This is a genomic window from Hwanghaeella grinnelliae (genome assembly GCF_004005845.1).
GTDB lineage: Bacteria > Pseudomonadota > Alphaproteobacteria > UBA8366 > Aestuariispiraceae > Hwanghaeella > Hwanghaeella grinnelliae.
Window position 1 is genome coordinate 276,376 of sequence record NZ_SADE01000003.1, and the last position, 22,082, is coordinate 298,457.

Here is a 22,082-nt window from a genome sequence, read left to right on the forward strand (position 1 = left end):
ATGGCCGTATCGGCCGAGACCTCCCGCAGTCATGCGAAAAACCGGTTCGCGATCGTATTGGCGGTTCTGATGGCGGCGCTGATCCTTTTGGATGTCGGTCTTGACCAGGGCGCTCGCAAGGCAGCCCTGTTCAGCATCGGCCTGGCAATGGGGATTACCCTCTACGCATCCAGCTTTGGGTTCTCGGGAAGCTGGCGCGCTTTCCTGTCCGAGGGACACGGCGCCGGGCTGCGCGGTCAGATGTTGATGCTGGCCATCGCCTGTCTGCTGTTCTTCCCCGCGATCGAAGCCCGTGAATTGTTCGGACACAGGGTCGGCGGATTCGTCGCCCCCGTGGGCCTGTCGGTCGCCGTTGGCGCCTTTCTGTTCGGCATCGGCATGCAGCTGGGCGGCGCCTGCGCCAGCGGAACCTTGTTCACGGTCGGCGGCGGCAACAGCCGTATGGCGATTACCTTGCTGTTCTTTGTCATAGGTTCAGTCGCGGCAACGCATCATCTGGGCTGGTGGCTGGCGCTGCCTTCCTTCGGTCCGGTTTCCGTCATCCGAATTTTCGGCGCGTGGCCGGCCTTGGTGATGGCCCTGGCCTTGTTCGGCGGTATCGCCGCCTTGTCGGTCTGGATCGAACATCGGAAACACGGGCGGCTCATATCCCACCAACGCGATGGCGATGCGCTACGCCACCCGCTATGGCGCGGCGCCTGGCCTTGGATATGGGGCGCCATTGCGCTCGCCCTGTTGAACTACGCGACCCTGGCGCTCGCCGGGCGGCCCTGGGGCATTACATCCGCCTTCGCCCTATGGGGCGCGCAAGGGGCGGATACATTGGGTATTCCCGTTGGGGATTGGGACTATTGGCAAAGGCGAACGGGAGCCCTCTCGCAAAACCTGCTGGCGGATACGACCTCGCTGATGAATTTCGGCATCATGATCGGCGCATTGGCCGCCGCCGGTATCGCCGGCAAATTTTCCCCCGGATTCAGGATAGGTGTCCGGCCCGCCGCTGCGGCCGTCATCGGCGGCCTGCTGTTGGGTTACGGTGCGCGCCTCGCCTTCGGCTGCAATATCGGCAGTTTCTTCAGCGGCACCGCTTCGGGCAGCCTTCACGGCATCTTGTGGTTGGCATGCGCCGGTGTCGGCAATCTTCTGGCCTTGCGGCTGCGCCCCCTGTTCGGGCTTTAGACTCTGAAACGCGAAGGCGAAACCTCGGCTGCGATCACACCGGCCGCGGCATGACCTTCCGGCAAGGGCTCACCCCTGATCGTCGTCGCGGCGAATTCAGCCATCGCGGGAGCGGATTGAATACCGTATCCCCCCTGACCGACCAGCCAGTAGAAGCCTTCCGCATCCGGGTCGAAGCCGTTTACCAGAACGCCATCGGGCGCAAAGGTCCGCAGGCCTGCCCAGGTATTCTCGACACGGGTCACCTCAAGCTCAGTGAAGGTCTGCATCCGGTCGATGCCGACCGCCACGTCGAAATCCTCGGCGAAGGCGTCGCAGGGATCGGACGGTGTTTCATCTGCCGGCGATACCATCAACCGGCCACCATCCGGACGGATATAGAAACTCATATCCACCGCCGCGCAGAGCGGCCAGTCCCGGACATCGGGGTTGCCCGCTAGCGTCACCATGGCCGCCGATCGGCGTTTCGGTACCAGCCCGACCGGGGCGACCCCCGCCAGTTCTGCAACCACATCGCCCCAAGCACCGGCCGCGTTGACCACGATCCCGGCCTGATAATCGACGCCGCCGGCGCTGACCGTCCACCCCTTGTCCTGCTTGGCAATGCCGGTCACGCGCGCGTCGCAGACAAGCTGTCCGTCCCGCCGCTTGAACAGCCGCAAATAGCCCTGATGCAGCATGTCCACATCGATATCCTGGGCATCCGGGTCATAGGCGGCCCCGTCGATCATATCCGTTTTCAAAGCGGGAATCAGCGCCTTGGCCTGTTCCGGTGACAGCCATTGCATGCCGGGCGCATTGGCGATTTCCTCCTTCAGAAGATCCGCCTGTCCCTTCGCGCCAATCAACATTTCGCCACGCCGTTTCAACAACGGTCCGTCGCAGAAGCCTTCCGGCGGCGTATCCAGAAAAGTCCAGCTCGCCTTGGTCATCGCCCGGACCGGCTGTGGCCCATAATACTGAATCCAGGTCGCCGCCGAACGTCCCGTCGTGTGGTATCCGGGGCGGTCCTCCGCTTCGAGTAGAATTACGGTGGCCTCCTCCGCCAGCAGCCCGGCCGCGGAAGCGCCGGCGATGCCGGCACCGATGACGAGAATATCTGCCGTTTCGGCCATGTACCCACCTCTACATAAAACACAAAAAGAAACGGCGCCCATCCCGAGCCAGCAGGCCCTGGACGGACGCCGTCAGCATCAAAATTTGACGGTGTCGCCGCCCTTCAGGCTTAGGATTTCACGCGCCTCGTCCGGTTCCGCGACTTCCAGCGAAAGGCTCTCGATAATGCTGCGGACCTTTTTCACCTGTTCCGCGTTCGAGACGGCCAGTTTCCCGCGGCTGATCAGAAGACTGTCTTCAAGTCCGACGCGCACATTGCCGCCCATGCCCGCGGCGACCGCCGCCAAGGGCATCTGCATGCGGCCGGCACCCAGGATCGACCAACGGTATTGATCGCCAAACAGCTTGTCCGCCGTCTTTTTCATGAAGACCAGATTTTCCGTATCGGCCCCGATACCGCCCAGGATACCCATGACGAACTGGATGAACACCGGCGCCTTTACCAGGCCACGGTCGAAGAAGTGGCGCAGTGTATAGAGATGACCGACATCGTAGCATTCGAATTCGAAACGCGTTCCCTTGTCGCCCATCCGGGTCAGGATGCTCTCAATATCGCGGAACGTATTCTTGAAGATGAAATCCTTGGTGTTTTCCAAGTATTCCGGTTCCCAATCGTACTTCCATTCGTCGTATTTCTCGAGCATCGGGAAGATCCCGAAATTCATCGACCCCATATTGAGGGAGCAGACCTCAGGCTCGGCAACGAGGGAGGGCGCGAGCCGCTCTTCCACCGACATGCCCAGCCCGCCGCCGGTCGTGATGTTCACCACGGCGTTGGTCGACTGTTTGATGCGCGGCAGGAACTTCATATAGACGTCCGGGTCCTGGGTCGGACGGCCGTCTTCCGGCATGCGGGCATGCAGATGCAGAATCGACGCGCCGGCTTCCGCCGCTTCGATTGCCTGCGTCGCGATTTCGTCCGGTGTGATCGGCAGATGTTCCGACATCGTCGGCGTGTGGATGGACCCTGTGACGGCACAGGTGATGATCACTTTGTTACGGCTGGCCATGGTTTCCCCCTGGGATACTGTTTTTGTCGATACGCGGATTTCGTTGGTGCGCAGAACGTTGGTGCGCAGAATAGGCGGCGGCGCACCCGCTCGGCAAGGGGAGCGCCTAGTTCACGTATTTCGGCATTATCAGGCGGGGAATGGCCATAACGACATCGGGAAAAACAATGATGACTCCAAGAACCAGAAGCATGGGGAATAGAATGACGCACACATCCCTCAACGCATCGATGAGACGGATCTTGCCGATCGCGGCTGAGATCAACAGGCAAATGCCATAGGGCGGCGTCACCAAGCCGAAGGCAAGGCTGATCACCCCGATTATGGCGAAATGAATCGGGTGCATGCCGACATGCTGTGTCACCGGATAGAGCACAGTGCCGAGAATGATGATCGCCGGAATCGCGTCGATGAACATGCCGATCAGCAGGAAGGCAAGGGCGCACATTACCCCTGTCCCGATGATGCCCAGGCCCATCATCTCAATCTGCGCGACAAGGGCAGCCGGGATTTTGAAATAGGCGAGGCACCACCCGAAGGCCGAGGCCGTTCCGATGCAGAAGAGCGAAATCGCCGCGAAGCGTGCACTGTCGTAAAGGATTTTCGGCAACCGCTTCAGTTCGACGGAACGATAGACCATGACCCCCAAGATCAGCGAGTAGATGACGGCGACGACGGATGCTTCCGTCGGCGTGAAGAAGCCGCCAACGATACCGCCGACGATGATCAACGGGGTCATCAGCGCCAATGAAGCGCTGGCCGTCGCCACCATCAATTCCTTGAAAGTGGAGCGATCGTAAACCGGATATCCGCGGCGTTTGGCATAGACATAGACGGTCAGCATCTGCGACCCGGCGATCAAGACGCCCGGCACGACACCGGCCAGGAACAGGCCGCCGATCGAAACCGACATCAACCCACCCCAGACGACCATAAGAATAGACGGCGGAATGATAACGCCCATGACGCTGGAACAGGCCGTGATCGCGACCGCGAACGAAGTGTCATACCCCTGCTTTTTCATTTGCGGGATCAAAAGGGAACCGATACCGGCCGCATCCGCCGTCGAACTGCCGGAAATGCCGGCGAACAACATGCTGACGACAACGTTCACATGCCCCAACCCGCCCGGCAAATGGCCGACAAGGGCGCGGGCGAGGCGGATCAAACGGTCGGTGATGCCCGCGGAATTCATCAGATTGGCCGCCAGCAAAAAGAACGGCACGGCCAGAAGAACGAAAGCATTGTAGCTCTTGAACATTTCCCGCAGCAGAAGAACCGGCGTCAACCGTTCCTCAATGAAGAAGACGGGCACGACCGCCAGGGCCAAAGCGAATGCCACCGGTACGCGAACCAAAACAAGAATACCGAACAAACCGAACAATACAGCGGCGACTTCACCCGGCCCCATGATCTTCCCCTGCGATGTACTGAATAGGGCTCTGTTTGCCGGTCCGGAATTCGACGGTGGCGTCGTAGACCTTCTCTATCAGGAAGATCGTCCAGGTAAAGCCGGCCACGGGCCAGGCAATGTAGATCGTCAACATCGGCAAGCCTGAAATCTCGGACAACTGGCGGGACCCTAAGATCGCGAAGTCACGCCCGTAATAGATAAACGTCATCGCCACGACGAACATGGCGACGTAGCAGAGTATCTTGAACAGGAACTCAACCGCCGGATTGCGACTGTGTGGAAGGACATCAACATCGAAATGCGTTCCATCCCGCACGGCAATCATGGCGCCAATCAGGATGATCCAGACGAAACAGAATCGTGCGATCTCCTCGGTCCAGATGAACCGTGGAATCAGCCCCGTATACCGGCTGAGAATCTGCATGCCGACCGGAACGATCAACACGCCCATCAGTACGGTCAGAATGACTTTAAGCAGCCTATAATATGCGTTTAAAACGCTGCGCATGAACTCGGTCCAAACGATTGGGTAAAAGAAGTCCGGCAGGATGCTTCAACATCCTGCCGGACTTGCGGGACGTTGACTATTTGACCGCTTCGATGGCCTTCAGGACATCGGTTGCGCCAAGTTCCGCCGCGTAGGCTTCCTTGACCGGTCCAGCCAATTCCAGAAGCTTTTCGCGTTCAGTGAAGGCATGGGTGGTCAACCAGCCCTTTTCCTCCATGGCCTTGAGTTTGGCGGAATCCTGACCGGATTCGATATCCCGGCCGAGTTTCCCGCCCATCTTGCCGGCTTTCAGGACACATTCCTGTTCCGCGGGCGTCAGACGCTCGAAGGTCGCGTTCGAGAAGGCGATCGGGCGAACGGTGATCGCATGCGCGGTCAACGCGATATGCGGCCCGACTTCGTAGAACTTCATCTGCTCAATACCGGCGGCTTCGTTTTCCGCGGCATCGATAACGCCGGTCTGGATGGCGTTATAGACCTCGGAATAGGCAATAACGGACGGTTGCGCCTGGATCGCCTCGAAAATCCGGGTTTGGATCGGGGCCCCCATGACACGCATGGGCAATCCTTCCAACTCCGACATGTTGGTGACCGGGCGGTTCACGATGAGCTGCCGCGTTCCGCCACCGGCATAGCCGATCAGCCGCACGTTCGCGGTTTTCAACACATCCGCGGCGAGCGGCGCCAGCGCATCGACTTCCATGACCTTGTTCCAATGATCCAGGTCACGGAACAGGAACGGCATGTCCATCAACGGCGCCTTCTGGGAAAAGGTCGACATATGCGACGGGCTGACGATCGCATAATCGACCGCGATGCCCTGGCTCATGTTTTCGAAATAGTCCTTTTCCAGGCCAAGCTCGGAATTCAGGTGCAGATCGAACTTGAGAGATCCGCCCGAACAGGAAGCGGCTTCTTCCTCGAACTTACGCAATGCCTTGGTAAATGCATGGGTTTCGTCGAACTGCACAGCGCCGACGAGGGTGGTTTCCGCATTGGCCGGTAGGGCCGCGAACACAGTAAGGGCACACCCCAAACCCAGGGTTTTCAGTACGTTCATATTTTCCTCCCGTCTAACCAGCGGCTTTTTGACTTACGGTTATTTAAGGATGCCGCGGTAGCTCAATAGTAACTGTTCGGCAAAAACCGCCGCGAGTCCACAGGAGAAATGTTAGCGAGTTAACACTTATTGATCAGGCTGTTGTGACTTGGGCACAACCAAAGGAACTTTTCGCCGCCAACTGATCAAGAAGATCCCCGCGCCGACCATCACCAGCGCCAGCACAATCGATAGTGACAATTTTTCGTCCAGTATGACCCAGCTTGCCAAGACACCGAACACGGGTGCGAGGAAACTGAAAGACGTCATGTCGGAGGCGGGGTAGATCCGCAAAATCGCGAACCAGCACAAAAACCCGATACTGACGACGACAAGGACCTGAAAGGCGAACAACCCAAGGATCACCGCGGTCGGTTCGCGGATGGGGTTGCCGATATACAAGGCGGCAGCCAGCAATATGGGCGCGGAAACGACTAGTTGATAGGTCAATTGCATCTCGGGTGAGGATTTCGACAGTTTCGTCGTTCGCGCGGTGAGCGCGATTCCCGCCCAGCACATCGCGCCGGCGATACACATCATGTCGCCCAACAAGGCGTTCGGTGTCCAACTCGGCGGTTCGTCCAGCATCGCAACACCGACGCCGAGGACCGCCAGGACAAGGCCCAGCGCCCGTCGCGGTGTCAGATGTTCGCCCGGAATCAGGAAATGGGCGCCGATGGCGACCCAAACCGGCATCGTATACATGAAGATAGAGGCCCTGGAGACCGCAGTGTATTCCAGCGCCGTGAAAAGCAGCATGAATTCTACGGCAAACAGACTTCCGCTGAATAGCCCCGGCAGCAAGGAGCCGTCTCGCACGGAGAGTTTTCTGCGCATGATGAGCGCGAAAAGGACGACCGGAATCAAGGCGCAAGCGGACCGCAAACCGGCCTGAAACACCGGCGAGAAGCCGGCATTCACCAGCTTGATCATCACCTGATTGAGTCCCATCAGCATGGAAAAGCCAAGAAGCACGGCGGCGCCGAACGCATCAATCCGGTCTTTCTTCTCCATCGCTGCAATCCTTTCGGGGATACGGGAAAATCTTGGATCCGTACATGCCAGACGTCACCCAAACATGCACTACCGGCTTATGCAAAAACACCTATGCAGGGAATGGACTTCAAGCCTGCGGTCGTGACCGATACCCTGGCAGCCATGGGTCAAGATGATGCCTTGGGTTTGGCGGGAATTGGATTGAAGGAAAAGGCGAGATGGGGAAGCTCAACGAATTGACTGCGGTCGACGCAGCCGCCGGCATCGCAGCCGGCGATTTCACCGCGGAAGACTTGATGGCCGATTGCCTCGACCGTGTCGCCGCACGGGACAATGAGGTGGAAGCCTGGGCCTATCTCAACCCCAATTATGCGATTCGTCAGGCGCGGGATGCCGATGCGGCCCTGAAAGTCCAAAAGGCGCGGGGCGAGAAACCTGCGCCGCTTCACGGCGTGCCGGTCGGAATCAAGGATGTCATCGACACCGTGGATATGCCGACGGAAAACGGCTCGCCGGCCTATCAGGGCCGACGGCCGCAGGCGGACGCCGCTTGTGTCGCCGCCCTGCGCGCCGCCGGCGCGGTCATCATGGGAAAGACGGTCACGACAGAACTGGCCAATATCGCACCATCGAAAACCCGAAACCCGCATGACCTGGACCGTTCCCCTGGTGGGTCTTCAGCGGGGTCCGGTGCTGGGGTCGCCGACGGCCAAGTGACACTGGCCCTTGGAACGCAAACCGGGGGATCGGTCATCAGGCCAGCTTCCTTCAACGGTATCCACGGCTTCAAGCCGACGCTTGGGATGATCCCGCGTTCGGGTGTTTTGATGCAGTCCCACACGCTGGATACCGTCGGGGTTTACGGGCGGAGCCTGGAAGATCTTGCACTGATCGCCGACGTGCTCTCCTTGCCCGATCCCGGCGATGCCCACAGCTATCGCGGCAGCCGGGCGCCCTTGATGCCGGGCCTGCGGGCCGAGCGGGAAGAACCGCCGCGGCTGGCTTTCATCAAGACGCCGGCATGGCCCCAAGCGGATGACGAGGCACAGAAGGCGATTTCGGCTTTCGTCGCATCCTTGGGCGAAACCTGCGTGGAAACGGAAATGCCCGCCCCCTTCGACGACATCCTGTCCCTGCACGCGACCGTCATGGCCGTTGAAGACCTGGCGCATTACGGACCGCTCCTGGAAAACAGCCCGGAATTGGTCAGCGATATGCTGAAATCCAGAATGGCGGAGGCAGAAAAGATCCGTGGTGACGATTATGTCAAAGCACTGCTGGCACGGGAAAAGCTGCAGCAGGACTTCGCCGCCCTGTTCGAAAACATCGACGCCGTCATCGCTTTATCGGCTGCCGGGACTGCCCCGCGCGGTTTCGAGACGACAGGAAACCCAGCCTTCAACGGACCTTGGACCTATCTGGGTCTGCCCTGCGTGTCCCTGCCGTTATTGACCGTAAGCGACATGCCGCTTGGCGTGCAGGTCATCGGACCCTTCGGGGCGGATGCGGCGACACTCAATACGGCGCGCTGGGTCGAACGGAACGGCACATCCTGACCCATCGGGATGTGCCGGAACCGACATGACGATGAAGACTGCGTGCATGACGGGGCCAATGCGATAACATCGGGAAAACACGCGCATTCAGACGGGGAGGATTGCAGCAATGGACTATAAACTTCTGGGACGGACCGGCCTTAACGTGTCCAAACTCTGCTTCGGCACAATGTCTTTCGGCGGCGACGCCGACGAAGCGCAATCGGCGCGGATGTACACGGCCTGCCGGGATGCCGGGATCAATTTCTTCGACTGCGCCGACGTCTATTCCAAGGGTGCCGCGGAAAAGATCCTAGGCAAGTTCATGGCGGGGCATCGCGACGAGTTGGTGATCACCTCAAAATGCTGGGGCAAGATGGCGGACGACGTTAACGGCGGTGGGTCCAATCGCCGGCACATCGTCCGCGCGGTCGAAGACAGCCTGAAGCGTCTCGGCACGGACCGTTTGGACATTCTTTTTATGCATCGCTGGGATCCGCGCGTGCCGTTGGAAGAAACCCTGCGCGCGCTGGATTCCCTCGTTTCCAGCGGCAAGGTCGTCCATATCGGCGCCAGCAACTATGCGGCCTGGCAGGTTGCCAAGGGGCTCGGCATTTCCGAACGACGCGGCTGGCCCCGGTTCGACGTGATCCAGCCGATGTATTCTCTGGTAAAGCGGCAGGTGGAATCAGAAATCCTGCCACTGGCAATGGAAGAAGGCCTGGGCGTGATCTCGTATTCGCCGATCGGCGGCGGATTGTTAAGCGGCAAATACACCAAGGAAAACCGTCCCGCCGGCGGCCGCCTTGTCACCAACAAGGAATACACCGCCCGCTATGGCGAGGACTGGGTCTTCGAAACGGCGGAGGCGTTTTCAGCCTTCGCGGGAAAGAAGAACATTCATCCCGTATCGCTCGCGGTGGCCTGGGTCGCGGCCAATCCGGCGATCACTTGCCCGATCATCGGTGGGCGCAGCCTGGAACAGCTTGAGCCTTCGTTGAAGTCGGTCGAGGTCGAAATGACGCCGGAACTCTACGCGGAAATGTGCGCGCTTACGCGCACGCCCCCGCCCGCAACCGATCGCCTGGAGGAACGGCGCTGAGCCTTCCTCCGGCGGCCGGATGCTAGCGTCGTTTCACTCTAGCTGTTCTTCGCAAGATCAATGATCGCTGCGGTCAAGGGCACCGCAGGATCTGTCAGTGCCTCGACGATCGAGAAGTGGTGGTGCCCCTCCATCACCGCTTCCGAGACGGGGCAACCATGGGCGCGCATATGGTCGGCGAATAGCGCGCTTTGCCGGTGAAATTCCGGGCTTTCCAAGCTGCCCACGGACAATACGACCGGGATCGCGGTAACCGGCTTCATGTTGATGGGACTCAAACCGGCGATATCGTCCGCCGTGAACCGGAAGACAGGCTGCATTCCGGTCTTCGACAGGGGTTCCAAGTCGAACAGGCCTGAAATCGGCACCGCCCCTTTCAGTAGATCGGCCGGCAGGTCGTCCCGGAAATCCGCCCAATCCGTGCAGGCCAGCGCGCCGGAAAGGTGACCGCCCGCGCTGTGGCCGGAAACCGTCAACCGGTCACGGTCATAGCCGTAATCCGCAGCCACGTCATAGGCACGCGCGACCGCGGCACGACATTGACGCAGGATTTCCGAAAGATCGACATCGGGCATCAGATCGTAGTTCACCATCGCGACAGCGATCCCGGCCTTCAACATCGCGTCCGCCATATGGGCGTGATTGCGTTTGTCGAGCGCCTGCCAATAACCGCCGTGAATGAACAGATGCAGCGGCGGGTTTTCCACCCCGTCCGGGAGGAACAGGTCGAAACTCTGCCCTGGAGTTTCCCCGAACCAAACCTCCGCCACGCGGTTTTTCTGATAGGCCGGGCCCGAGAGTCGCCACAGCTCAAAATATTTATCGTGATCGGGCGCCTGCGCCCGCGGGCTGTATTGGAAATTGATCTCGGCCTGCGTGAAATCCCCATAAACTTTCGCATCCGGGTCGCCAGCCGGCGGCACCACGGCGGAAAGGGCGATTTTCGGACCTGTCAGATCCCTGTCTTCAACCACGGTGATTGCAGGAAAATTCCCCGCCAGCGTTTCACGGAACGCCAGGTCATAATCTATCAGCCGATCCTGCAGGACGCCGATATCCGGCAGCCACAGCACCATCCGGCTTAAATGCGGCGGCATGGCGCCTTGCGCCATCACCGCCCCCGCGGCCCGCGTCAGGGCCAAGCGATACGCCGTTACCGGATCGTCCGGCATGTCAGCGCCGGCATCGAAAACATCCGTCACGACCAACCGGCCGCCCGCGGGAGTATCCTGTTCTTTCAGGTTTGGCGCGTCCGTCGCCTGAGTAAAATGCATTCCTTCCCCCTTGCACCATGCGGAAGGCCAACATGTGCCCACCGAAAACCTCTGTCACCCGTCTTTGCGGGTGGACCGAAACCGGTATAGTGACGCCATCAACGGACGTCAGAGTCCAGCAATTGTTCCGGTAGGGGTATCCGGTTCCGCCGCCGCCTGCATGCAAGACCCGCATGGAATACAAAGGGGCGTGCGACCGGCAATAGGGGATGACAAAATGAGTGCACCGACAGTCAACGGCGATCGTCTTTGGCAAAGCCTTATGGATATGGCGCAACACGGCGCGACGCCGAAGGGCGGCGTCTGCCGCCTGGCCTTGACGGATATCGACAAGGCGGGCCGTGACCTGTTCGTCGAATGGTGCCGTCAGGCCGGCATGACGACCCGGGTCGACAAGGTCGGCAACATCTTCGCCCGCCGTCCCGGACGCGATCCGAAGGCCGATCCTGTGGTCACCGGCAGCCATCTGGACAGCCAGCCGACGGGCGGACGGTTCGACGGCGTCTATGGCGTGCTGGCGGGACTGGAAGTGGTCCGCAGTCTGAACGATCAAGCGATCGAAACCGATGCCCCGATCGAGGTCGCGGTTTGGACCAATGAGGAAGGCAGCCGGTTTTCCCCCGCCATGATGGGGTCGGGTGTCTATGGCGGTGCTTTCACGCTTGAGGAAATCCTGGACAAGCAAGACATCGACGGCAAACGATTCGGCGATGAGCTTGAGCGGATCGGCTATGCCGGCGAAGACGACCCGACGGACCATCCGATGAGAGCCTATTTCGAGGCGCATATTGAACAGGGACCGATTCTGGAGGCTGCCGGACTGCCGGTCGGGGTGGTCACCGGCGCCCAGGGCCAGCGCTGGCATGAAATAACCGTGACCGGGATGGAAGCGCATGCCGGGCCGACCCCGATGGCGATCCGCAAGGACGCGCTTGTGGCCGCGGCAAAGATCATCCAGTGCGTCAACGAAATCGGCCATGAACATCAGCCGGGCGCCTGCGCCACCGTCGGCTTCATCCAGTCCAAACCGAATTCCAGGAATGTCATTCCGGGTGAGGTTTTCCTCACCACCGACTTGCGCCATCCCGACGACGCCCAATTGACCAAGATGGACGCGGCGCTGAAGGAATGCTGCGCGAACGTTGCCGAGGAATCCGGCGTCACGGTGGACGTTGTCGATTTTTGGTATTTCGCGCCCACCCCCTTCGACGAAAAGCTGGTAACGCTGGTGCGCCACGGGGCGGATCTTCACGGTTATCAAACCCAACCGATCGTTTCCGGTGCCGGGCATGACGCGGTCTATGTGGCACGGCGCGCGCCGACGGCTATGATCTTCACGCCATGCGAGGACGGTATCAGTCATAACGAGGTGGAGAACGCAAAGCCGGAGGACCTGGAAGCCGGCTGCAACGTCCTGTATCACGCGATGCTGGAAGCGGCCGGATGGCATCGCGGCGGGCATAACGAAGCGGAATAGCAGTCGTTCTCTGAAGGAGGGCAAGACGTGTCCAAGATCGAAACAATCGAACAGTTGCGTACGCTCTATCCGCCGGCCAAAGGTCTTGCGGTCGACAAGCAATTGACCCGGCTGGACCCGCATTGCCGCCGTTTCATCTCGCTTTCTCCGTTCGCTGTATTGGCGACGAAAGGACAGGATGGCCTGGTCGATATTTCCCCGCGCGGCGGGGATCCGGGCTTCATCCTGATCGAGGACGACGAAACCCTGCTGCTTCCCGATTGGCCGGGCAACAACCGCCTGGACAATTTGGAGAACATTCTGGCCGACCCTGCGATCAGCCTGATATTCCTGATCCCCGGCGTGGACGAGACTTTGCGGGTTCACGGGTTGGCCGAAATCAACACGGACGAGGCTTTGATCCAACAATTCGCGATCGGTCCCAAACTGCCGAAAACGGTTCTTCGTATCTCGGTCAAGGAAGCCTATCTGCACTGCGCCAAAGCGTTGATGCGGTCGCGCCTATGGGATGCTGACGCCCAGATCGAGCGCGGGGATCTTCCATCGATCGCAAAAATGATTCAGGATCAGGCGGGGCTTGGCGGACCGGCAGAATCGCAGCCCGACATGGTGGCCAGATATCGCAAATTGCTATACTGACAGATGGTCGAAATGGCCCCTCGGCAGCAAAGTTGCATTTGGGTCAGCGCGAATACTCTGACAGTGTTTGATTAACCCCTGACCGGATACGGAATGGTGGCGAGCAGCGAAACCTCCGCATCGGTGATCTTTGCCGGCATCGATTCAAGATTGCGCGACATGGTCGAACATGCCGGCGTGGGTCTTTATGCGATCGACATCCAGGGTCGGTATCTTTTCGTGAACCGCCATTTCGCCGAGATGCTGGGCTATGCATCGCCACAGGACTGTCTGCAGGCGGACCTACAGGTTCTGGACATTTTCGAGGATCCGAACGACCGGGAAATCTCGCGGGAGCGCTGCCTGCGCGAACAGCATATCGTCGACTTTCTTTTCAAGGCCAAGCGGCAAGACGGATCCAACCTGTGGGTCAGCGAAAATTGCTCGGTCATTCGCGAGGCAAACGGCGAAGTGTCGGGCTTCGTCGGGTCGATCGCGGACGTGACGTCCTATGTCGAAGCAACGGAGAAGCTGCAGGCTGCCGAGCTGGACTTTCGCCGCTTCGTCGAGCGTGCGCCCGAGGGGATCTATCGGTCTTCTTTGGACGGCAAACAGTTGATGGCGAACCCGGCCCTGGTAAAGCTGAACGGCTATGACTCCGAAGAAGAACAGCTTAAAGCCGTCAAGGATATCAGCCTCGAGTGGTATGTGGACCCGAAGCGGCGCGAACAGTTTATCGAACGGCTTGAGAAAGACGGCTTCGTCGAAAACTTCGAATCGGAAATCTACGCGCATAAAACACGCGAACGGATTTGGATTTCTGAAAACGCCTATATCGTCCGCGACGACGACGGGAAGCCTTTATTTTACGAAGGCACCGTGCGTGACATCACAGAGAAGAAATTGTCGGAACGGCAGTTACGGAAGGCGTTGCATACGGCCGAGGAAGCGGATCGCGCCAAGGCCCGTTTCCTGGCACATATGAGCCACGAGCTCCGCACACCCTTGAATGCCATCCTGGGCTTTTCGGACCTTATCCGAAAACTGGTCACCGATGGCATGCCGCCCGAGAAAATTGTCGAATACTCGACCGATATCCACGAAAGCGGCAAGCACCTGCTGGACCTGATCAACGACGTGCTCGACCTGTCGCGTATCGAGAGCGATGCGATGAAGGTGGAGATCGAGCCCGTAGATACCAAGCGCGCGATGGAAACGGCCATCGAAGTCGTACGGCCCATGGCGCTGCAAAAGTCGATCGACCTGGTGTTGGAAACGCGTGGCGCGGCATTCGTGGTGGCCGACCCCAGGCGTCTTCATCAATGTCTGCTCAATCTGTTGTCCAACGCCATCAAATTTTCTCATGAAGCAGGCAAGGTCACCCTGAAAGCCGAAGCGACGGACATAGATGTCAGTTTGGGCGTGGCGGATGAAGGCATGGGGATTCCGAAGGAATTGCTGCCCACCATCGGCCAGCCCTTCGTCACGCTGGACGATCCGACAGACAAGGCCCAGAAGGGCACCGGCCTTGGCCTGACGATCACGCATTCATTGGCCAAGCTGATGAACGGAAGCATGGTTGTGGAAAGCACGTTTGGCGAGGGGACATGCGTGACGATCACCCTACCCCGCTTCATCCGCGATTGAATCGGGGTCGCGCATCCACATCCCGGCCAGTTTACCGGGCATGTGTACCGGGCCAGTTTTCCGGGCCAGTTTACCGGGTCAGATTACCGTGCGGATTTATGTCGCGGCATAGGGTTTCAGAACGAAATCCATATCCGACCGAACGGCCGCCTGATATTCCGCAAATGTCATCCGCTCGCTTGAGGCCAATTCGATGTAGTGCATAGTCTCGATCCGGAAGAGGATGCCGCCCAATTTTTCCGTATCGCAATCGACGCGCAGCACGCCTTGTTCCTGAAGAACATTCAGCATCCGTATCACGCGGGTGCGCAGCCGGTCATTGAACGTCGCAAAACGGTTTCCCAGGACGGTCTGGCGTTGCACGATGGAAAGGCCGAAGAGGTGCCGCCAATTTTCCTTCCCCAGATGGTTCAGGGAATGGGAGGTCATGGCAAAAAAGACGCCGCAGACCCCGTCGACAAGGTTCGTCGGCGGATTGCCGATCAATTCCTCGATCTCGCGCTCGACGAAACGGTCATGCAGCGTCACCAGCGTCAACAACAGGTCGGACTTGTTCTGGAAATAGTTATAGACGGTTCCGACGGATACCTCAGCCGCGCGCGCGATGATTTCCATCTTGGCTTCTTCATAGCCCACCGTGCGAAACTGTTCAGCAGCCGCTTCGATGATCCGGCGTTCCCTGTCGGCTTTTTTTCGTTCTCTCAATCCAGTCATGACGATCAGTTTGACTCATTTCGGGATCAGAGTCATAAAAAAATGAACTGGTTCATTTTTTAGAATGAAACCATAAAAATAAGGGTGGGCTAAAATCGATTGGTACAACGTGGGAGACCGAGATGAAGAATAGTCGAATTCTGAGAACCCTTTCCACCGCGCTTCGGCGCGCCGCATATGGCCTTCCCCTTGCGATGACGCTAACCGCGACGAGCGGCCAGGCCGCGGACGAATTGAATGCCCTGGTGTGGTGCGATCATACGGACCCGGCCCTGATCCAACCCTTCGAAGAGAAGTTCGGCGTTAAGGTGAACCTGAAGGAATACGAAGGTACCGGCGCGGCGCTTGCCATCATCGAACAGTCGCAGCCAGGCGATTGGGATGTCTTGGTGCTGGACGGCGTTGACGTTCCGCGCGTCGCCGAAACGGGTCTGCTGGCCGAATTGCCGCAGGACCAGATGCCCTTGGACGATGTCTTCGACGCCGTTCAGATGCGCGATATGACGTTCAAGGATGGCAAGATGTACGCCATCATGGAAAAGTTTGGCTACAACGTCATCAGCTACAACAAGGAAAAGGTCGACCCGGCGGATATGCGGGACCTCTCGATGTTGTGGTCGGATAAATACAAGGGACGTATCGCCGTCTACGATTATTACATTCCGCTGATGGATCTTGTCGCCCTTAAGATGGGTGTGAAGCCGTCGGACATTACCGCCGATATTCTTCCGGAGATGAAGAAAGAGCTGTTCAAGCTGAAGGAAAACTCGGTCATGGTCGGCGACGTCGTCGCCTCCTCCACCGCTTTGGCTGTCGGCGAAGCCGATATCTTGGTCGGCGGCGGCGAATGGGCGGTCTCTGTCCTGTCGGCCGAGCAGCCGGAACTTGATTGGGTTCTTCCGGAACAGGGCGGCATGCTGTGGAGCCAGGCGCTGGCCGTGTTCGACTCTTCCGAAAAGAAAGACCTGGCGGTCGAGTTCGTTAAATACATCATGAGCCCGGAAGGACAGGCGCGCCTGGCAACGTCTTCCTGTTTCTGGGGCATGCCGGCCAACGCCAAGGCGCGGGACGCTTTGACGGAACAACAACGCACGGCCCTACGCTGGGACGAACAGGAAGGATTCCTGGCCAATTCCCATCGTTATTTCATTCCCGATGCGGATTTGGACGGCCAGATGCTGGACACCTGGACCGAGTTCCTACAGCACTAAGCCGGTCTGAAGACCGAACAGGCGGCGTGTAGAACACGATGCAACGGCAACTCCCCAGGCACGCCAATTCAAGGCCGGCCCGTTCCCGCTTCGGTGGCGACGGGCTGCGTGCCTGGGGATTTCTGTTGCCGGCACTGTGCTGGACCCTTGCCTTCTTCGTTCTGCCCTTGGCGATCATGGCGGTCTATTCGCTGTGGCAGCGGGTCGGCTACAAGGTGGTCACCGACATTTCGGTGCAGAACTACACGGCCTTTTTTGAGAAATCCTTCCTGTACGAGTCGTTGATCAACTCGCTTGAAGTGACTGTCATGGTCACTTTGATCAGCATCCTGCTTGCCTATCCGTTGGCCTATATTCTGGCGGAAAAGGTGCCCCCGCGCTGGCAGCGAATCGCCTTGATCCTGGCAATCCTGCCGTTCTGGACATCCTATGTAGTGCGGTCCTACAGCTGGATTCTGGTGCTGTCGGAAGGGGGCATCCTGTCCAATTTCCTGCTCGATATCGGATTGACGAGCGAGCCCGTCTCTTTCGCCAACAGCCGGGGCGCGACCGTCATCGGCTTTGTGCATTTCTTCGTCATGCTGCTGACGCTGACCATTTTCGCCAATCTGGTCCAACTGCCGAAGAACTACCGGCGGGCCGCCGCCGATCTGGGTGCCGGGCCGATCCGAACCTTTATTCATATCATCCTGCCCCTGACCCTGCCCGGCATCATGGTCGGCGCTTTCCTGACCTTCGTGCTGTGCATCGGGGACTACATCACACCCGCCATCCTGGGCGGAAAGCGGGAATTACTGCTGCCGCAGACGATCATGCTGCAGATCGAACGGCGGTCCGATTTCCCGACGGCCTCGGCCCTTGCCATGATCCTGATGGCTGTGGTCAGCGTGGTTTATGCCGCCTGCGCGCGTTGGCTGAAATTGGACCGGATGTAGGGGATGGCGATGCGCAATATACCCGCCCTTATCTATAGCTTGGCCATCTACGGCTTCATCTATCTGCCGGTCGCCGTCCTGGTCCTGTTCTCGTTCCAGGAATCGCGCGTACCGATCCCCCCCTTCAACGGGCCCAGCCTGAAATGGTACGCGGCGCTGATGGCCGATACACGGGTGACCGACGCGCTTTTGAACTCCGTCATCGTGGCCTTCGCTTCCTCCGCCGTCTCCGTCGTGCTGGGGTTCCTCGCCGCCTATGCCCTGGCGCGACACAAGGTTCGCTTCGGCGGCGTGTTGCAGGCCTTGCTGACCGCGCCCTTAACCGTCAGCTATCTGATCATCGCCATGGGGTTGCTGATCACCTTCAACAATCTCGGCATTCCCAAATCCCTGTTGACCATCGGCATCGGCCATGTGGTGATCAACATGCCGCTATGCTTCGCCATCATCTTCAGCCAGATGGGCGCGCATCAGGCCAATATGGAACGCGCGGCGCGCGACTTGGGCGCGGCGGAATGGCAGGTCATCCTGATGGTCAGCGTGCCGCTGCTTTGGCCGGCGCTGTTCGCCGCCTTCTTCCTATCCGTCACCTTTTCCTGGGATGAGTTCATCATCGCCTTCCTGGTCAGCCGGTTCGACGTGACCCTGCCGGTGGAAATCTGGAGCATGCTGCGCACCGGGCTGAACCCAAAGACCAACGCGGTCGGCAGCTTCGTCTTCCTGGTTTCCGTCGTGGTCGTGCTGGCGGCCGACCTGATCCTGTTCCGAAAGAAGAAAGCATGAGCGTTCCGGCAGTAGAGTTCCGCGGCATCGGTATGAATTTCGGTGAGAAGCAGGCCGTCAGCGATATCGACCTGACGATCGGCAAGGGCGAATTCGTCGTGTTGCTGGGCCCATCCGGCGGCGGCAAGACCACTCTGCTGAATATCCTGGGCGGCTTTCTGACGCCGACCGCGGGCGCGGTTTTCATCGACGGCGCGGATGTCACAGAGATCCCGCCCGCCAAACGCCCGACCACGACCGTCTTTCAGGACTATGCCCTGTTCCCGCATATGTCCGTCGGCGGCAATGTCGGTTTCGGGCTGAAGATGCGGAAGTTTCCCAAATCCGAACACGCGAAACGGACCGCCGGCGCGTTGGAGATGGTCGGCCTGGCCCATCTTTCCGAACGGCGAATCCACGAACTGTCCGGCGGCCAGCGGCAGCGCATCGCACTGGCCCGGGCCTTGGCGGTCGAGCCCTCCGTATTACTGCTCGACGAGCCGCTCGGTGCGCTGGACATGAAACTGCGCCGCCAGATGCAGGAGGAACTGAAAGCGATCCAACGCCGCGTCGGCACCACCTTCGTGCATGTGACCCATGATCAGGAAGAGGCGATGGCCATCGCGGACCGGATCGTGGTGATGAACGAGGGCAGTATCGAGGACCAGGGCCCGCCGGAGCGGATTTATCTGCGGCCGGCCTCCCGCTTCACCGCCGCCTTCATGGGCGAAAGCAATCTGTTCGACGGGCGCATAGCGGGGTCAGACGGTGACACCGCCACGGTGGAGACGAGCCTGGGCGCTTTTTCGGTTTCCTGCCCCGCTTCCGGCGCACCTAATCCCGGTGACGTAGCCGGCCTGGTTATCCGCCCCGAACATATGCATATCGAAGCGGGCGAGAACCGCCTGCCCCTCGGCGCGGCCACGGTGTCGGAAACCGGCTTCTTCGGCACGCATCATCAATGCCTGGCCAAACTACCGGGGCATGAAGGCCCGCTTCGCATTCGGCTGCCGCAGCGCTTTTCGCCCGAAGCGGGCACGGTACTGCCCCTGTTCGCCGACCCGGCGGATATGGTGCTGGTGACGCGCTAGGCGCCCCGTGAAACAGGAGAAGGATAGAGCGATGGAAACCGCATCCGCCGATCAATGGTACCGGACCCGCACGGTCGGCGAAGGCGTGACCTGGATCGATGAGCCCTTCATTCAAGAATTCTATCGCTGCAACATCTGGCATGTGCGCGGACGCGACCGGGACATGCTGGTGGATAGCGGGATGGGCGTCGTCAGCCTGCGCGAACAGATTCCACTGGTGACCGAAAAGCCCTGCGCAGCCATCGCAAGCCATACCCATTTCGACCATATCGGCTGTCATCATGAATTCGAGGACCGCCGCGTTCATGCCGACGAGGCCGCGATCCTGGCCGAGCCGACGCGCGCCAATACGCTGGCCCATCCCTATGTGGAAGACGGCATCTTCACCAAACTACCGCCCGCCCCCTATGCTTCCACGGAATACGCGGTGCGCGCCGCGCCGGCGACGACCGTGCTGCGGGCGGGTGACGTGATAGACCTGGGCGACCGGGTGTTCGAGGTGATGCACACGCCCGGCCATTCACCCGGCGGCATCATGCTGTTCGAAAAGGCAAGCGGCATCCTGTTTTCCGGCGACACGGTCTATGACGGGCCGTTGATCGACGATGCCTATCATTCCGATCTGGCGGACTATATCGCCTCCATGAAACGGATTCTGGATCTGCCGGTTCGGGTCATCCATGGCGGGCATTTCCCCAGCTTCGACGGGGAGAAATACCGTGATCTGATCCGCGCCTTCCTGGCGGAGAAGGACCGCTAGGCTGCTCCTTGGTTTTTCTCGCGCGGTTCGACCGTGAATTTCGGGGTGTAGTTCTTGAACGGGTCCTGGTCGGGATCGACCGCCTGGCATCGCTTGAACCCGTCGCGCGCCCGTAGCCGTTCCAGATAAGCGGTGACTTGCGGTGAGAAATGCTCGGCCATACCGACGATATCCGCAAGATGAAGCGCATAGCCGACCGCGATATCGGCGATGGTGAAGCGCCCGGCGCAAAGAAAATCGCGGCCGTCGATATGCCGGTCCAGCCAGCGCAGCCGGCCCAGGAACCATTTGGCGTAGTCCTGCACCACTTGCGGCTGGCGCCGTTCCCTCGGCTCCATGGCCGAATAGCGCAGCGCGATCGCGGTCGGGAAGGTCAGCGTCGCGTCGCTTTGAAACAGCCAGTTCAGGTAATCGCCATAGTCGGGATGGTCCGACGCCAGGCCGAAGTCCGGCTTGCCGTGTGCCTCAACCAGATAGAGGCAGATGGCCGTCGACTCCGTCATCGCGACGTCGCCATCGACGAAATAGGGCACGGTTCCCAGCGGGTTCACATCCAGGAAGTCTTTCTGGAAGACGCGCGGCGGAAAGGGGATCGTTTCCACCTCATAGTCGAAGCCCATTTCTTCGAGCGCCCAGAGCACCCGAACCGACCGGCTGTTGTAACAATGCCAAAGTTTCATGGCTCTCCCCGTTAGTCTTTTGCCGACAGGGTAGACTGTTCGTGAGATAGGGGAAGCTTGTTTTCAGGTGACACTGGCCAACGTCACTCAACAAGATCATCCATGTAGTCTTTGAGAATTTCCTTTTCCAAGAACCTCAGGCGGCTATCCAATTGTTCGGCCCATTCAAGCGTGGGCGGCACATTGATGGGATAAAGGCCGACAACGGGCTTCCCTTCTTTCACCGCATCGACCCACTCTTTGGCCAAGCCAATGTAGAGGTTCAGTGCCCAAGCGGCATTCGGCGCGTAGTCCGTCACCAGGTATCCTGGCGGCACGTCGCCGACCACAATCCACAGCCACTCATCGACAAAATCCTCGGTATGGTCGATCCGAAACAGAAAGACGGAAACGATCCGCGGCACGAACATTCCGATACGGGATTCGACAATGTCCGTGCACCATCGATGCCCCATTAGGAAACTTCTTGCGTGTTCCAGCACCTCGTCAAACGCATTCATCTCATCGGCGTCTTCACTAGTCTCAACTACAGCCCGTCGTGCGATCGATACGTCAGGTGCTTTTTCGAATTGCAATCGGGTTGCTCCCAATGCGGCTTCATCCTGATCATCACTGAGACCGTCACTGTGGTTTGGCAAATTTTCTGCCTGCATCACCTCAACGGAAGAATTCCGGCTCCCCAAAAGCGTATTGAAAAGTTTTTTTAACACCATCCGCTGCTTCCCCAGAGGTGACCGCCTAAACGTTCTGCTGAACCATTGACTGTCGGCGACGCATGCGGTTGCCAATCCTTATCGGCCAACGTGCCAAAACCTGGATGCGCGTTCCGGTACCAATTGGAAGAACGCAATTATCCAACCTGCCAACAACCGCACGGAGACGTCTGCCCCCACGCCCTCCCTTTTGGCGAGTATTTTAGTTGATTTAGTGCATGAATGATTGCGCAAATAAAGA

The 22,082-nt window shown here is 59.3% G+C and carries 21 protein-coding genes; 11 read left to right on the forward strand and 10 right to left on the reverse strand.

Going from position 1 to position 22,082, the window contains the following annotated elements; translation table 11 throughout:
- Window positions 1-1,179 (forward strand): YeeE/YedE family protein, encoded by a 1,179-nt coding sequence (locus EOI86_RS18265; RefSeq protein WP_127766952.1) that lies wholly within the window; start codon window positions 1-3, stop codon window positions 1,177-1,179.
- Here EOI86_RS18265 and EOI86_RS18270 read toward each other — a convergent pair.
- The 6 genes from EOI86_RS18270 to EOI86_RS18295 form a co-directional block, all read right to left on the reverse strand.
- Window positions 1,176-2,294, reverse strand: coding sequence for an NAD(P)/FAD-dependent oxidoreductase (locus EOI86_RS18270; protein ID WP_127766954.1), 1,119 nt, complete (start codon window positions 2,292-2,294; stop codon window positions 1,176-1,178). The two genes, EOI86_RS18265 and EOI86_RS18270, sit on opposite strands and share 4 nt — an antisense overlap.
- Window positions 2,295-2,372: 78 nt before the next feature.
- A complete protein-coding gene (kce, locus tag EOI86_RS18275; protein WP_127766956.1) occupies window positions 2,373-3,305 on the reverse strand; it encodes a 3,5-dioxohexanoate:acetyl-CoA acetone transferase in 933 nt (310 codons plus the stop codon).
- 106 nt (window positions 3,306-3,411) lie between these two features.
- Window positions 3,412-4,716 carry a TRAP transporter large permease gene (locus EOI86_RS18280; RefSeq protein ID WP_127766958.1) on the reverse strand — a complete coding sequence of 435 codons (1,305 nt, stop codon included), beginning with the start codon at window positions 4,714-4,716 and terminating at the stop codon, window positions 3,412-3,414.
- The gene (locus tag EOI86_RS18285; protein ID WP_127766960.1) at window positions 4,703-5,227 is read right to left on the reverse strand and encodes a TRAP transporter small permease; all 525 of its coding nucleotides are present in this window, start codon (window positions 5,225-5,227) and stop codon (window positions 4,703-4,705) included. The genes EOI86_RS18280 and EOI86_RS18285 overlap by 14 nt, the downstream gene beginning before the upstream one ends.
- A gap of 76 nt (window positions 5,228-5,303) precedes the next feature.
- The gene (locus EOI86_RS18290; protein WP_127766962.1) at window positions 5,304-6,287 is read right to left on the reverse strand and encodes a TRAP transporter substrate-binding protein; all 984 of its coding nucleotides are present in this window, start codon (window positions 6,285-6,287) and stop codon (window positions 5,304-5,306) included.
- 126 nt (window positions 6,288-6,413) lie between these two features.
- Window positions 6,414-7,340, reverse strand: coding sequence for a DMT family transporter (locus EOI86_RS18295; RefSeq protein ID WP_127766964.1), 927 nt, complete (start codon window positions 7,338-7,340; stop codon window positions 6,414-6,416).
- Between the two features lie 200 nt (window positions 7,341-7,540).
- On the opposite strand from EOI86_RS18295, the gene EOI86_RS18300 reads away from it, so the two are divergent.
- Entirely contained in the window at window positions 7,541-8,878 is a 1,338-nt protein-coding gene (locus tag EOI86_RS18300) for an amidase (RefSeq protein ID WP_127766966.1), read from the forward strand.
- A gap of 109 nt (window positions 8,879-8,987) precedes the next feature.
- Complete coding sequence (locus EOI86_RS18305) at window positions 8,988-9,959, forward strand: aldo/keto reductase (RefSeq protein ID WP_127766968.1); 972 nt, start codon at window positions 8,988-8,990, stop codon at window positions 9,957-9,959.
- A 38-nt stretch (window positions 9,960-9,997) separates the two neighbouring features.
- Here EOI86_RS18305 and EOI86_RS18310 read toward each other — a convergent pair whose 3' ends face one another.
- Window positions 9,998-11,233, reverse strand: coding sequence for an alpha/beta hydrolase (locus EOI86_RS18310; protein WP_127766970.1), 1,236 nt, complete (start codon window positions 11,231-11,233; stop codon window positions 9,998-10,000).
- A gap of 217 nt (window positions 11,234-11,450) precedes the next feature.
- Here EOI86_RS18310 and EOI86_RS18315 point away from each other — a divergent pair, with 217 nt between their 5' ends.
- The 3 genes from EOI86_RS18315 (at window position 11,451) to EOI86_RS18325 (ending at window position 14,975) form a co-directional block, all read left to right on the forward strand.
- Entirely contained in the window at window positions 11,451-12,710 is a 1,260-nt protein-coding gene (locus tag EOI86_RS18315; RefSeq protein WP_127766972.1) for a Zn-dependent hydrolase, read from the forward strand.
- 27 nt (window positions 12,711-12,737) lie between these two features.
- The gene (locus EOI86_RS18320; protein WP_127766974.1) at window positions 12,738-13,349 is read left to right on the forward strand and encodes a pyridoxamine 5'-phosphate oxidase family protein; all 612 of its coding nucleotides are present in this window, start codon (window positions 12,738-12,740) and stop codon (window positions 13,347-13,349) included.
- A gap of 93 nt (window positions 13,350-13,442) precedes the next feature.
- Window positions 13,443-14,975: a PAS domain-containing sensor histidine kinase gene (locus EOI86_RS18325; RefSeq protein WP_127766976.1), complete on the forward strand. Its 1,533-nt coding sequence runs from the start codon at window positions 13,443-13,445 to the stop codon at window positions 14,973-14,975.
- 96 nt (window positions 14,976-15,071) lie between these two features.
- On the opposite strand, the gene EOI86_RS24905 is transcribed toward EOI86_RS18325, so the two are convergent.
- Window positions 15,072-15,689 (reverse strand): TetR/AcrR family transcriptional regulator, encoded by a 618-nt coding sequence (locus tag EOI86_RS24905; protein WP_127766978.1) that lies wholly within the window; start codon window positions 15,687-15,689, stop codon window positions 15,072-15,074.
- Window positions 15,690-15,811: 122 nt separating this feature from the next.
- Between EOI86_RS24905 and EOI86_RS18335 the strand changes: the two genes are divergently transcribed.
- From EOI86_RS18335 to EOI86_RS18355, 5 genes are read left to right on the forward strand one after another with little or no spacing between them, the layout of a single operon-like run.
- Window positions 15,812-16,900, forward strand: a complete 1,089-nt coding sequence (locus EOI86_RS18335; RefSeq protein ID WP_127766980.1) for an ABC transporter substrate-binding protein — start codon at window positions 15,812-15,814, stop codon at window positions 16,898-16,900.
- A gap of 38 nt (window positions 16,901-16,938) precedes the next feature.
- On the forward strand, window positions 16,939-17,835 hold the full coding sequence (locus EOI86_RS18340; protein ID WP_127766981.1) for an ABC transporter permease: 897 nt from the start codon (window positions 16,939-16,941) through the stop codon (window positions 17,833-17,835).
- Between the two features lie 9 nt (window positions 17,836-17,844).
- Entirely contained in the window at window positions 17,845-18,618 is a 774-nt protein-coding gene (locus EOI86_RS18345; protein WP_127766983.1) for an ABC transporter permease, read from the forward strand.
- Window positions 18,615-19,688 carry an ABC transporter ATP-binding protein gene (locus EOI86_RS18350; protein WP_127766985.1) on the forward strand — a complete coding sequence of 358 codons (1,074 nt, stop codon included), beginning with the start codon at window positions 18,615-18,617 and terminating at the stop codon, window positions 19,686-19,688. The genes EOI86_RS18345 and EOI86_RS18350 overlap by 4 nt, the downstream gene beginning before the upstream one ends.
- A gap of 31 nt (window positions 19,689-19,719) precedes the next feature.
- Window positions 19,720-20,448 carry an MBL fold metallo-hydrolase gene (locus tag EOI86_RS18355; protein WP_127766987.1) on the forward strand — a complete coding sequence of 243 codons (729 nt, stop codon included), beginning with the start codon at window positions 19,720-19,722 and terminating at the stop codon, window positions 20,446-20,448.
- On the opposite strand, the gene EOI86_RS18360 is transcribed toward EOI86_RS18355, so the two are convergent.
- On the reverse strand, window positions 20,445-21,128 hold the full coding sequence (locus tag EOI86_RS18360; protein ID WP_127766989.1) for a glutathione S-transferase family protein: 684 nt from the start codon (window positions 21,126-21,128) through the stop codon (window positions 20,445-20,447). The two genes, EOI86_RS18355 and EOI86_RS18360, sit on opposite strands and share 4 nt — an antisense overlap.
- Window positions 21,129-21,211: 83 nt before the next feature.
- Entirely contained in the window at window positions 21,212-21,841 is a 630-nt protein-coding gene (locus tag EOI86_RS18365; RefSeq protein WP_127766991.1) for a hypothetical protein, read from the reverse strand.
- Window positions 21,842-22,082: the final 241 nt, after the last annotated feature.

What these genes read in the sequence shown, in the direction of transcription:
- EOI86_RS18290 (WP_127766962.1), bottom strand. Translation starts at nt 6,287, where the DNA reads ATGAACGTACTGAAAACCCTGGGTTTGGGGTGTGCCCTTACTGTGTTC.
- EOI86_RS18325 (WP_127766976.1), top strand. Translation starts at nt 13,443, where the DNA reads ATGGTGGCGAGCAGCGAAACCTCCGCATCGGTGATCTTTGCCGGCATC.
- EOI86_RS18270 (WP_127766954.1), bottom strand. Translation starts at nt 2,294, where the DNA reads ATGGCCGAAACGGCAGATATTCTCGTCATCGGTGCCGGCATCGCCGGC.
- EOI86_RS18315 (WP_127766972.1), top strand. Translation starts at nt 11,451, where the DNA reads ATGAGTGCACCGACAGTCAACGGCGATCGTCTTTGGCAAAGCCTTATG.
- EOI86_RS18340 (WP_127766981.1), top strand. Translation starts at nt 16,939, where the DNA reads ATGCAACGGCAACTCCCCAGGCACGCCAATTCAAGGCCGGCCCGTTCC.
- EOI86_RS24905 (WP_127766978.1), bottom strand. Translation starts at nt 15,689, where the DNA reads ATGACTGGATTGAGAGAACGAAAAAAAGCCGACAGGGAACGCCGGATC.
- EOI86_RS18300 (WP_127766966.1), top strand. Translation starts at nt 7,541, where the DNA reads ATGGGGAAGCTCAACGAATTGACTGCGGTCGACGCAGCCGCCGGCATC.
- EOI86_RS18305 (WP_127766968.1), top strand. Translation starts at nt 8,988, where the DNA reads ATGGACTATAAACTTCTGGGACGGACCGGCCTTAACGTGTCCAAACTC.
- EOI86_RS18345 (WP_127766983.1), top strand. Translation starts at nt 17,845, where the DNA reads ATGCGCAATATACCCGCCCTTATCTATAGCTTGGCCATCTACGGCTTC.
- EOI86_RS18365 (WP_127766991.1), bottom strand. Translation starts at nt 21,841, where the DNA reads ATGGTGTTAAAAAAACTTTTCAATACGCTTTTGGGGAGCCGGAATTCT.
- EOI86_RS18360 (WP_127766989.1), bottom strand. Translation starts at nt 21,128, where the DNA reads ATGAAACTTTGGCATTGTTACAACAGCCGGTCGGTTCGGGTGCTCTGG.
- EOI86_RS18350 (WP_127766985.1), top strand. Translation starts at nt 18,615, where the DNA reads ATGAGCGTTCCGGCAGTAGAGTTCCGCGGCATCGGTATGAATTTCGGT.
- EOI86_RS18295 (WP_127766964.1), bottom strand. Translation starts at nt 7,340, where the DNA reads ATGGAGAAGAAAGACCGGATTGATGCGTTCGGCGCCGCCGTGCTTCTT.
- EOI86_RS18335 (WP_127766980.1), top strand. Translation starts at nt 15,812, where the DNA reads ATGAAGAATAGTCGAATTCTGAGAACCCTTTCCACCGCGCTTCGGCGC.
- EOI86_RS18355 (WP_127766987.1), top strand. Translation starts at nt 19,720, where the DNA reads ATGGAAACCGCATCCGCCGATCAATGGTACCGGACCCGCACGGTCGGC.
- EOI86_RS18310 (WP_127766970.1), bottom strand. Translation starts at nt 11,233, where the DNA reads ATGCATTTTACTCAGGCGACGGACGCGCCAAACCTGAAAGAACAGGAT.
- kce (WP_127766956.1), bottom strand. Translation starts at nt 3,305, where the DNA reads ATGGCCAGCCGTAACAAAGTGATCATCACCTGTGCCGTCACAGGGTCC.
- EOI86_RS18280 (WP_127766958.1), bottom strand. Translation starts at nt 4,716, where the DNA reads ATGGGGCCGGGTGAAGTCGCCGCTGTATTGTTCGGTTTGTTCGGTATT.
- EOI86_RS18265 (WP_127766952.1), top strand. Translation starts at nt 1, where the DNA reads ATGGCCGTATCGGCCGAGACCTCCCGCAGTCATGCGAAAAACCGGTTC.
- EOI86_RS18285 (WP_127766960.1), bottom strand. Translation starts at nt 5,227, where the DNA reads ATGCGCAGCGTTTTAAACGCATATTATAGGCTGCTTAAAGTCATTCTG.